Consider the following 11,898-nt stretch of genomic DNA (forward strand, 5'->3'; position numbering starts at 1 on the left):
GCCTACTCCCTCTTCATTTTTATATGACAGGTCAGTGATATGTCCTGTATGTGATAACAATTTTAAAGTAAGATCTGTAAAGGTATATGCTCCTAGAATGGTAAGAAGAGATAGTGACTTTTTTATAACATATAGTAATATAAATCCTTACTTTTATGAGGTTTGGATTTGTAATAGCTGTGGCTATACTTCTTTAAAATCTGATTTTTCTAAAATTCGTGAATTTCAAAAGGATCTTATTTTAAAAAATATAACTTCAAAGTGGAGAGGAAAAGACTATCCTGAATTTTATGATTTAGATATAGCAATTGAAAGATACAAACTTGCTCTTCTTAACTATGTAGTTATAAACGGAAAGGATAGTTCTAAGGCAATTACTTGTCTTAAACTTTCCTGGATGTATAGACTTAAAGAACATAAAGATGAGACATTATTTCTCTCTAAATCCCTAGAGGGCTTTAAAAATGCATTTTTAAACGAACCTTTTCCCATATACGGAATGGACAAATTTACTACCATGTACCTTATAGGAGAAATCAATAGACGTATTGGAAATTATTCTGAAGCATTAATTTGGATAAGTAAAGTTATTACTACCCCTGGAGTTTCCCATAAACTAAAGGAGCTCGCAAGGGATATGAAAGACCTAATAAGAGAAAGTACTCAAGGATAAAACCCTTAAGTTTATAATTTTAAATTCGATATATTTAAAATATAGTTTTAGGAGTGATATAATGTTTAAATTAAAAAATAATAAATCTTATCATGAAAATGTAAACGAAATAAAAGAATGTACTACTTCACATCCTATTGACAAGGATGAAATAACCCTAGCTCTTAATGACTTGAAAAATCACTATATGGAAGTTGAAACTTCATCTTCTCATATAAACAGCTCTATAAATGATATGGCTTTAAAAAGTAGTGAGCAAATTACTCATATATCTAATTCCATTAATATGTTAGAAGACTTTAATAGTTATATGGAGGCTCTTGCTTTTAACGTAGTTAATGTTCAAATTAAAATTGTTGACTCTGATAAAGCAATAAATACTGGTATAAGTACCATGGATAATCTAGATGAATCCTTAAAAACCTTAAAGGAAACATTCAATATATCCAATAAATCTGTAAAAGATCTTGTGGGCAAACTTGAATCTGTAAATATTATTACAGATTCTATAAGTAAAATCGCAAGTCAAACTAATCTCCTTGCTCTAAATGCTGCTATTGAAGCTGCTAGAGCTGGTGAAGCTGGTCGCGGTTTTTCTGTGGTAGCCGGAGAAGTTAGAAAGCTTGCAGAGAATTCTAAGGCTGCTGTTGAAAACATAACGAAAATATTAAATGAAATTAAAGTAGACATACTAAATGCTTCCTCTGCTATAAATTCTGGTACAAACTCTTTAGATACTCAAGGTGTTGCTATATATGATGCTAAAAATAGCTTTAGTGAAATAAAAAATTGTATAACTGAAGCAAATACAGAAATTGAGGAATGTATATCTAATTTATCTGTTACTTCTAATAAGAAAAATTCAGTTATATCTAACATTAAAAATATATCTAATATTTCTGAAGAAAATCATGAGTTTACAGAGGAGATTTCAGCATCAATAGATACTCAAAATAAGGCTATAAAGTCCATGACTTCTGATATTAAGAACATAACTTCTTTAATTAATAAAATTTAAGACAATTCTTTAACCTATACATATTTTAAAATTATGAAGCCTTAAAACTTTATAGAACGAATCTTCCTTCATATGGTGTTCTTTCCACCATATGAAGGTTAAATGCGTTAATCTAGAAGCGTATCAACTGCTACCCGCCACCTTTTAAGAGTATGGGTGAGCTACAAGCTAGTGGCCATCAGATAAAAGCCTATTATATAATAAAAAGGAGAAGAGCTAACTCTTCTCCTTTTTATATTTATTTCTTATAAGCTGTTCCTTCTAGTGGAAGCTTAGTTCTAAAATTACCATCTAGCTTATAGTAAGCTCCTTGTGCTGCTGGAGCTGTTGGTATAACAGTTATTTCTCCAACACCCTTAGCACCATAAGATAAATCTATATCATTCTTCTCTATTATTTTACAATCTATTTCTGGTACAGCTGGAGCTCTAAATAATCCAAGAGTACCAAACTTAGCTGTTGGAACAGAGTCTTTTAATGGATAATCCTCAGTTAATCCATAACCAAGTCCCATAACAACTCCACCTTCTATTTGTCCTTCAACGTTAATTGGGTTTATAGCCTTTCCAACGTCATGAGCTGCTACAACTTTAACAAGTTTTCCATTTTCATCTATAACTACTACTTGAGCAGCATATCCATAAGCTACGTGGCTTACTGGATTTGGCTTGTCGCTTCCCATTGGGTCTGTATGTGGGAAGAACTCTCCATAAAACTCTTGTCCTTCAAGATCTTTTAAAGTCTTACCAGAATCTAAAGCTGACTTAAGGTTTAATGCTGCCTGATGAGTAGCTTCTCCAGTAAGTACAGTTTGTCTTGAAGCTGTTGTTGTACCAGAGTTTGGTGTCATATGAGTATCTGGTGCATCTGCTATAAAGTCATTGAAGTTTAATCCTGTAGCTTCTGTAGCTATTTGAATCATAGTAGTTGCAAGACCTTGTCCTATACAAGCTGCGCTTGTTCTTAGGTGAATCTTTCCATCTACTATAGCTAACTTACATCTACCTATATCAGGTACTCCAACTCCAACTCCTGCGTTCTTTATAGCACAAGCTATACCAGCATATGGATACTTTTCATACTCTTCTTTAACTGCTTCTAAACATTCTTTTATAGCAGTTCCTTCGTCAGCAATCTGACCATTTGCAAGAACCATTCCTGGCTCAACAGCATTTCTATATCTAATTTCCCATGGAGATAATCCAGCCATTTCAGCTAATAAGTTCATGTTACACTCTAAAGCAAAAGCAGATTGTGTAACTCCGAAGCCTCTAAATGCTCCTCCTGGAGGGTTATTAGTATATACAGCTGTTCCTGTTATTTCTATATTCTCAAAGCTGTATGGTCCACCAGCATGTGTACAAGCTCTTTGAAGAACCGGTCCACCTAAAGATGCATAAGCACCTGTATCTGAAACTATCTCTGCCTTTAATGCAACAAGTTTACCATTTTCATCACAAGCTGTTGTGAATTTCATATCCATAGCATGTCTCTTAGGATGTGTCATTATACTTTCTTTGCGAGTTAATGCCATCTTAACAGGCTTCTTTGTTAAGTAAGCAAGTAAAGCTGTATGATGTTGACAGCTCATATCTTCCTTTCCTCCAAATCCACCACCAACATACTTACTTATTATTCTTACCTTTTCTTCTGGTAATCCTAATAACTCCATTATTTCATGTTGGTCATCAAATACGTGTTGTGTTCCAGTATAAACAAGAACTCCATCACCTTCTGGCATTGCTAAAGCACATTCTGGCTCAAGGAAAGCATGCTCAGTTGGAGGAGTTGAATATTCCTTTGTTACAACATACTTAGCATTAGCTATTGCCTCTTCAACATTACCTCTATTTAATCTCTCAACCTTTAATACATTTCCGTTTGGATGAAGTTTTGGAGCGTTCTCTTCTCTAGCCATCTCTGTATTTGAAATTGGTTTAAGCTCTTCATAATCAACATTAACTAAAGCTGCTGCCTTTAAAGCAATTTCTCTAGTTTCAGCTGCAACTAAAGCAACTACGTCTCCAACAAATCTTGTTTCTTCTCCTACAGCAATTAACGCATCCCAATCCTTAACAAGGTGACCTACCTTTTTATTTCCTGGAATATCTGCAGCTGTAATTACAGAAACTACTCCATCCATGTTTTTAGCTTCAGCAGTATCTATAGCCTTAACTAAAGCTCTTGGATACTTTGATCTTACTGCAACAGCATGAAGCATTCCTGGAACTTGCATATCATCTACATATACAGCAGTTCCTAAAGTTTTTTCTACTGCATCTACTCTTTGGATTCCCTCTCCAACTAGTCCTTTGCAAGTAGTTTTTGGAACCTCAGTTCCTTCTCTTAAAACTTCTGCTGCCATAGCAATTGCTTTCTCTATTTTAACATATCCTGTACAACGACAAACATTTCCTCTTATAGCATTCTTTATCTCAATCTTTGATGGATTAGGATTAACATCTATTAATGCCTTTGCACTTATAACCATTCCTGGTATACAGAATCCACATTGAACTGCTCCTGCTGTAGAGAATGCCCATGAGAATACTTCTTTTTCTCTTTCGCTTATTCCCTCAACAGTTACTACATTCTTACCAGCTACCTTTTCAATAGTATTAAGACATGCTCTAACTGCTTTTCCATCAACTATTATCATACAAGCTCCACAAGCACCTTCTGCGCAGCCGTTTTTAACTGATGTCATTCTTGCATCTTCTCTTAGGTATTGTAAAAAGCTTTTATTATCTGAAACCTGGACTTGTTTTCCATTTAAAGTAAATTCAAACACTATACTTCCCCCTATTTAACCTAAAAATTTATTAATTAAAGGGACATATAAATGTCCCTTTAAAGTTATATCCCAAAATATTAATTGTATATAGTAGTTACAAGGACTTCTACTACTATGTTTATAGTTTAATTCTTAAACTAAAGATATGCTTAAAGCATTCTTTGGACATCTAGTTACACATAATCCACATCCAAAGCACTTGTTACCATCTATGTTAAGCTTATCGCCTATAGCTATAGCTTCATATACACAGCTTGTCTTACAGATTCCACACTTAATACACTTGTCATGGTTAACAACTGGTGCTATTGCATGTAATCTACCTCTGTTTTCTAATGTTTCTTTAACCTTTCTAGCTGCTAATCCTCTTATTTCATTTACATCACTGTATCCGTTAGCATCTAGAACATCACTTAATTCCTTAGCTATTCTTCCGTATGCCTTTGGTCCCTTAAGTATTGCTTCTGTACATACTTCAACTGCTGCTGCTCCAGCCATTATCATTTCTGCTGCATCTCTTCCGTTAGTTACTCCACCAACACCTATTATTGGAATATTAACGCTTTGAGCTGCTTCATATATACATCTTATAGCAAGAGGTCTTATTGGAGCTCCTGATAACCATCCGTATCCAGTCTTAGATCCCATTATTGGAAGACCTGAGTTTACATCTATAGCCATACATGGTCCGAAAGAGTTTATCATAGTTAATCCATCAACTCCTGCATTCTCAAGAGCCTTAGCTATTTGAGCAATGTCAGTATGTGGGCTCATTTTCATGAATACTGGTATATTATCTCCTAATGCTTTCTTAGCTGTCTTCATAGTTTCAACTATTGGAGCAACGTCTGTTCCAACATAGTGAGTTGAAATTTCAACTGCATTTGCAAAAGGCTTAACTAATGGAGCAACTATAGCTATTTGCTCTTTAGTGTATCCCATAGAAACTATCATAGGTACTCCAGCTTCTTTAGCTCTTACATATTCCTTCTCTACCCATTGCTCCTTTGGAAGCTCTGACCAAAGTTCTGTATTTAAGAATCCTGCATTAGTGTTAGCCATACATGGTCTTGGAACTGGAGCTGGATCTACAGATATAGTCTTAGTTATTAATCCACCTGCTCCTCCTTTTACTGCCTCAACACATAAATCTCCGTCTTTAGCTCCTGGACCTGCTGCTGTGAATATTGGATTTTCAAATTCCATTCCTAAGATATTAACATTTAACTTTGCCATTTTAATTTTCCCCCTTGAAATAAACCTTACTGGTTATTTTTAAATTAATTTATGATTAACAACTCTTTAAGTGCTGCTAATTTTAACTATTGTTTTTAATAAACACTATTGTTTAACTTTAAACTTATATTCTTTCCCAAAGCTTAGCTGCTAGCTCTCTTGATTTAGCAAATATTGCTTTCTCATCTATATTAACTAGCTCTCTATCCTTCATAACAACCTTACCATTTATTATAGTTGTTTCAACACTCTTTCCAGTCATACCAAATAGTATGTGGCTATTGCAGTTACTTCCATTCATTGGAGTTAATGGGTTATAATCTACTATTATAACATCTGCATAAGCTCCTTCTTTTAGAAGTCCTACTGGTTTCTTATAATACTTTCCAGCTATATTTGTATTATTCTCAAATAAAGCCTTTGGTATTTCTCCCCATGCAACACTTGGATCGCATAAGCTATGCTTATGAATTATGTTTCCAACCTTATAAGATTCAAACATATCATTAGTATATCCATCAGTACCTAAACCAAGGTTTATACCTCTTTTCATCATTTCAATTACTGGTGAACATCCTACTGCATTACCCATATTTGACTCTGGGTTATGAACAACATTAGTATTTGTATCCTTTATTATATCAAGCTCTTGACCATCAACATGGATGCAGTGAACAGCTATTGATTTTTCCCCTAAAATCTTATGGTCATATAATCTATTCACAACTCTCTTACCATATTTATTTAAGCTATCATAAAGGTCTGCTCTTCCTTCAGCAGTATGAACATGGTATCCAGTATCTAATCCTTCCATAGCTTCTGCGCACTTATTTAAACTTTCATCAGATAAAGTAAATGCTGCATGTAGACCAAACATACCCTTTGTCATATCATCTTCTTGAGCGCTGGCATGCTTTATGTAGTTTACATTTTCTTTTATTCCTTCTTCAGTTATAGCTAGTCCATCTCTATCAGAAACCTCATAGCATAAGCAGTTTCTTATTCCAATCTCCTTTGCTACTTCCCCTATAGTGAAAAGACTATCTGTTATTGAAAATGGACTTGCATGGTGGTCAAATACAGTAGTTGTACCATTTTTTATACAATCTATTAAAGTTGTATAAGCACTATACTTTGTATCCCCTAGAGTAAGCTTCTTATCTAGTCTCCACCAAAGATTTTCTAATATTTCACTAAAGTTCTTACTAACTGGTGCATCCTTTATGGACATACCTCTTGCAAAAGCACTATATATGTGGTGATGAGTACATACCATACCAGGCATTATAACTTTGCCTTTTGCATCTATGAATTCATATCCTTCATATTTAGCCTTTAATTCTTCTGTTGTTCCTACTTCAATAATTACATTGCCCTCTATTGCAACACAACCGTTTTCAACATATGGCATTTCACTATTTTGAGTGACAACTCTACCATTACCTACTAAAATCATATCTTTATTCCTCCTAAGATAAATTTAAGGCTTAGGCACTTTTTATTTATTCCAAACCCCTTATTTTAAGGTATATGAGAACTTTTAAAGTTCTCATATACAAATTTAAAACCCCTTTATAACTACTGTCCGTTCTATCTATATGTTAAACCAATACCCCTTATTTTATATCTCTATATATACATATAATCTATTTTAATTACCCCTTATTTCATACCCTGAATCTGTTCTTAGAATTTTAAATATCAATGCTTTATAAAACATATATCTTAAAGCATAAATAAAACATTGTAATACTAAAACTCATATTATTTTAGCAAATGTAGAAGTTAAGATCTTCTTATTACCTTACCAGCTTTCACTTTATGGTAAGTTCCTTCCTCAATAACTACATTTCCATTGATTATTACATAATCTATGCCTTCTGGATATTGAATTGGATCTACAAAGGTTCCCTTATCACACACTTTGTCTTGGTCGAAGATTACTATATCTCCAAGCTTTCCAACTTCAAGTACCCCTCTATCCTTTATATTCATTGCTTCAGCAGCTTTTCTACTCATCTTATAGATTGCTTCTTCTAGCTTTAAAGCTCCTTGTTCTCTTACAAATCTTCCTAAAATCTTAGGGAAAGAACCGTAAGCTCTTGGATGAGGTTTTCCTGATAATAATCCATCTGTACATACATTTTGCTCTGGTCTTTTTAGGAATTTAATTACATGCTCCTCAAGACCATAGAAGTCAACCATTCCTACTGCATTCTCTTCATCACGAAGTAAATCAAAAGTAGCATCGAATGGATCCATACCTCTTAATTCTCCAAGTTCTACAAGACTTTTACCTATAGCATCTTGATTTTTCTCTGTATTAGCACTAGTTACATAGATTTGATCCATTCCTGCAAAGTCAACAAAGTTGTCCCATCCTGGAATTCCGTGTTCCATATCATGTCTCATCTTTGCTCTCATTTCAGGATCATTTAATCTTTCAATAAGCTTATCAGTTCCACCTGAGTGAGCCCATGGTGGAAGTATAACTCCCAGCATAGTGCTACCAGCTGCATATGGATACTGGTCAAAGGAAACTTTTATTCCTTCATTTTTAGCTTTTTCAAGAAGTTCTATAACAGGATCTATATACTTCCAGTTATTCTTTCCACAAACCTTAAAGTGTGAAAAGTGAACTTTAACCCCTGACTTCTTACCTATTTCTATAACTTCTTCCATAGATTCAAGAATTGTATCTGCTTCACTTCTTTGATGAACTACAAAACATCCATCATATTCAGCTACAACCTTACACATCTCAATTAACTCTTCTGTTTGAGAATATGCACATGGAATATATATAAGTCCTGTGGATAATCCAAAAGCTCCAGCTTCCATTTCTCTTCTTGTGATTTCACACATTTTTTCTATTTCCTCTTTGGTAGCTGCTCTATCTTCAAGACCCATAGCTTCCATACGTACATTTCCATGAGGTACTAAGTAAGCTTCATTTAAACCTACTCCTCCCTTTTCCATCATAGATAAATAATTATCAGTAGTTTCATATTCCCAGTCTATAGAATCACTTACTCCATCAAGGCCAGCTAAGTTCTTTCTCCAAGAACTTATATATTCCTTTGGTAATGGTGCCATAGATATTCCATCTTGGCCTAAAACTTCTGTGGTAATTCCCTGTCTTATTTTTATCTCATTATAAGGATTTTCAAGAATTTTTAAATCAGAGTGGCTATGAGTATCTATAAACCCTGGACAAACTACTCTACCCTTAGCATCTATTACTTTATAACCTTCCTCTTCCTTAATAGCTCCTATTTCAACTATTCTTTCATTTTCTAATAATACATCAGCTTCGTATGGTTTAGTATTGTTTCCATCAATTACTAGTCCATTTTTTATTAAAAGCTTCATTGAAATCATCTCCTACTTATTATATACAGACTTAAGTATACCGTAATATCCTTCAGCTCCTATGAATAATTGCTCTTGCTCTATATACTCATCTATTGTATGAGCTAGGTTTTCCTTAGAAGGACCAAATCCTATTGTCTTTATTCCTGCTTCTCCAGCATAGTGGCTTCCGTTAGTACAGAAAGAGTATTGAGTTATTTCTGGATTTATTCCAGCCTCTTTTAATCCCTTATAAGCTGCTTGTACGAATTCATCCTTTTCATCATATAACCAACCTGGGAAGAATCTTTCTCCTTCTATAATTTCTCCAGTATAGCAAGTTTCCTGAGCTATTGCATAAGAAACCTTAACATTTAATTCTGAATCTTGCTTCATAAGTTCCTCTAATAGAGCTTGAATTGGAGCTAAAACTTCTTCTTTAGTTTCTCCAGTTAAAAGTCTTCTATCAAAAGTAGCCTTGCAGTATTCTGGAACAACAGATGCTCCTGGGTATGGAGAAGATTTTATATCAGTTAAAACTAATATTCCTTTTCCTAGTACTGGGTGTACTGGTGGCTCTATATTTTGTACTTTTTGAATAACATCAGCCATTTTATAAACAGCATTTATTCCCTTTTCTGGGTTAGCAGAGTGAGCTGGTTTTCCGAAAGTCTCTATAACTATTTCCGCTCTTCCTCTTTGTCCTATCTTAAGGTTTAACTCTGAAGACTCACCTATTACAACATAATCAGGCTTTACAGCTTCACTTATTTTTCTTGCAGATACTCCTTCAAATATCTCTTCATGAACAACTCCTGCTACATAAAGATCTCCTTCGAATTCTCTGTTTGTATCCTTAGCAAAGTAAGCAACAGCTGACATCATAGCACTTGTTTGACCTTTCATGTCAGAAGCTCCACGTCCGTAGATCTTTCCATCTACTATTTCTCCACCAAATGGATCTTGTGTCCATTTATCTCTGTTTGGAACTGGAACTGTGTCTATATGACCATCAAATAATATTGCTTTTCCTGGCTTGTTTCCTTTTATATGTCCTATAACGTTACCATATGCATCTACAAACCAATCATCATATCCTAACTCTTTAAAAGCTTCTTTTATAGCTTCAACTACCTTACCTTCTTGTCCAGATACACTTGGACATCTTAACATGCTTTGACAAACTCTAGTTAACTGTTCTTTTCTTTCATTAGTTAACATCATTTTACTTCAACCCCTTCTTTAAACTATATTTATACCAAATATATATTAACTATACTTTTTAGGTTTTCTCTTAAATCTTACTAGATGCTTGGATATTCTCCATCCCAAACTATACTTCTGTACTTATCTGGGTCAGTATCTCCTTCAGTACTAAACATAAGAACCTTAGAATTTTCATCTAAACCTAATGTATCTCTTAAGTCTTTGTAGTTGTCATCTGTCATTATTGCTGATACAAGTCCTGCAGAAACTGCTCCTGACTCTCCAGATATAACCTTAGTATCTCCACATAGTGGATTTCCAAGTATTCTCATACCCTTAGCAGCAACCCAGTTAGAACAAGCAACAAACATTGCACTGTGGTTCTTTAATACATCCCAAGATATTGTGTTTGGCTCTCCACAAGCAAGACCTGCCATTATTGTTGGCATATCTCCTCCAACAAAGTAAGCCTTACCATCATTAGCTACAGCTGACTTGTAAAGACATGCTGCTTCTTCTGCTTCAACTACTACAGTTGTTGGGCAGTTATCCTTATAAACTGAAGCAAATACTCCTTGAACTGCTCCTGCTAAAGAACCAACTCCAGCTTGTACAAATATATGAGTTGGTCTATCAACTCCATATTCCTTTAACTGCTCTAAAGCTTCTAAAGCCATTGTTCCATAACCTTGCATTATCCATGCTGGTATTTCTTCATAACCTTCCCAAGCTGTATCTTGAACTACAACTCCATTAGTTTCTGTAGCATGCTTATCTGCTAATCTAACAGCATCATCATAGTTCATGTCAGTTATAGATGCCTCTGCACCTTCTGCCTTTATGTTGTTTAATCTTGTTAATGAAGATCCCTTTGGCATGTAAACCACTGATTTTTGCTTTAATTGGTTTGCAGTCCAAGCAACTCCTCTACCGTGATTTCCATCAGTAGCTGTATAGAAAGTTATATCTCCAAGCTCTTTCTTAACTTCTTCAGATGTAAGCTTTTCGAATCCTAATTCGCTTATATCTTTTCCAAGTCTTTGAGCTAAATATTTACCCATTGCAAAAGATCCACCTAGAACCTTGAAAGCATTTAATCCAAAACGGTAAGATTCATCTTTTAAATATATTGAACCTACGCCTAATTTCTTTGCTAAGTTATCTAACTTAACAAGTGGTGTCTTTGTATATTGAGGAAAACTCTCATGAAAGCTCTTTGCTTTAGATATTTCTTCAACACTTAAAAAGTCTATGCATGTTTCCTTATTTTCAGTTTTAGGCAATGTATTTTCTTTCCACTTAATTTTTTCCATTACTCTCCCTCTCTCTTCCGATTTAATTTCGTTTATATATACAGCAAGTACCGTGCCAAAATTCAAAACATAACATTTTATTTTTAAAATAGAGATTATTCTTACTAATACGTACATTGAAACCTTTTCATTTCTAAATGTTCTCAACTCTCTTCCTATGTATCATAGTTCATTCTAATTTTTAGGAATAAAAGTTATTTTATTATCATTTATATAATATTTTTATCAAAATGATAATTAAAATTCTCTAGAAAATTAAAGCTTTTATCATTTTGATACAAAAATCCTCTCTGCATCTTCCTACATT

At 34.1% G+C, this 11,898-nt stretch carries 8 protein-coding genes; 2 read left to right on the top strand and 6 right to left on the bottom strand.

Features of this window, described 5'->3' with window-relative positions; all coding sequences use genetic code 11:
• Together AB2369_RS06775 and AB2369_RS06780 are read left to right on the top strand one after the other, a co-directional pair.
• Nucleotides 1-673 (top strand): DUF2225 domain-containing protein (locus AB2369_RS06775; RefSeq protein ID WP_367665720.1); only part of this gene is annotated, 673 nt, incomplete at its 5' end.
• A 61-nt stretch (nt 674-734) separates the two neighbouring features.
• Nucleotides 735-1,691, top strand: a complete 957-nt coding sequence (locus AB2369_RS06780; protein ID WP_367665721.1) for a methyl-accepting chemotaxis protein — start codon at nt 735-737, stop codon at nt 1,689-1,691.
• Between the two features lie 238 nt (nt 1,692-1,929).
• On the opposite strand, the gene xdh is transcribed toward AB2369_RS06780, so the two are convergent.
• The 6 genes from xdh to dpaL form a co-directional block, all read right to left on the bottom strand.
• Complete coding sequence (gene xdh, locus AB2369_RS06785; protein ID WP_367665722.1) at nt 1,930-4,482, bottom strand: selenium-dependent xanthine dehydrogenase; 2,553 nt, start codon at nt 4,480-4,482, stop codon at nt 1,930-1,932.
• A gap of 135 nt (nt 4,483-4,617) precedes the next feature.
• Complete coding sequence (locus AB2369_RS06790) at nt 4,618-5,721, bottom strand: 4Fe-4S binding protein (RefSeq protein WP_367665723.1); 1,104 nt, start codon at nt 5,719-5,721, stop codon at nt 4,618-4,620.
• Nucleotides 5,722-5,845: 124 nt separating this feature from the next.
• The gene (gene ssnA, locus AB2369_RS06795; RefSeq protein WP_367665724.1) at nt 5,846-7,177 is read right to left on the bottom strand and encodes a putative aminohydrolase SsnA; all 1,332 of its coding nucleotides are present in this window, start codon (nt 7,175-7,177) and stop codon (nt 5,846-5,848) included.
• Between the two features lie 329 nt (nt 7,178-7,506).
• On the bottom strand, nt 7,507-9,093 hold the full coding sequence (locus tag AB2369_RS06800) for an amidohydrolase family protein (protein ID WP_367665725.1): 1,587 nt from the start codon (nt 9,091-9,093) through the stop codon (nt 7,507-7,509).
• A gap of 12 nt (nt 9,094-9,105) precedes the next feature.
• Nucleotides 9,106-10,293: a YgeY family selenium metabolism-linked hydrolase gene (locus AB2369_RS06805; RefSeq protein ID WP_367665727.1), complete on the bottom strand. Its 1,188-nt coding sequence runs from the start codon at nt 10,291-10,293 to the stop codon at nt 9,106-9,108.
• An 83-nt stretch (nt 10,294-10,376) separates the two neighbouring features.
• The gene (gene dpaL, locus AB2369_RS06810; protein ID WP_367665726.1) at nt 10,377-11,591 is read right to left on the bottom strand and encodes a diaminopropionate ammonia-lyase; all 1,215 of its coding nucleotides are present in this window, start codon (nt 11,589-11,591) and stop codon (nt 10,377-10,379) included.
• Nucleotides 11,592-11,898: the final 307 nt, after the last annotated feature.

Origin of the sequence: Clostridium sp., assembly GCF_040797585.1 — a bacterium.
GTDB lineage: Bacteria > Bacillota > Clostridia > Clostridiales > Clostridiaceae > Clostridium_Z.

Bases quoted from the DNA above. Each gene is read 5' to 3' on its own strand.
- AB2369_RS06780 (WP_367665721.1), top strand. From the start codon at position 735: ATGTTTAAATTAAAAAATAATAAATCTTATCATGAAAATGTAAACGAA.
- AB2369_RS06790 (WP_367665723.1), bottom strand. From the start codon at position 5,721: ATGGCAAAGTTAAATGTTAATATCTTAGGAATGGAATTTGAAAATCCA.
- ssnA (WP_367665724.1), bottom strand. From the start codon at position 7,177: ATGATTTTAGTAGGTAATGGTAGAGTTGTCACTCAAAATAGTGAAATG.
- AB2369_RS06800 (WP_367665725.1), bottom strand. From the start codon at position 9,093: ATGAAGCTTTTAATAAAAAATGGACTAGTAATTGATGGAAACAATACT.
- AB2369_RS06805 (WP_367665727.1), bottom strand. From the start codon at position 10,293: ATGTTAACTAATGAAAGAAAAGAACAGTTAACTAGAGTTTGTCAAAGC.
- dpaL (WP_367665726.1), bottom strand. From the start codon at position 11,591: ATGGAAAAAATTAAGTGGAAAGAAAATACATTGCCTAAAACTGAAAAT.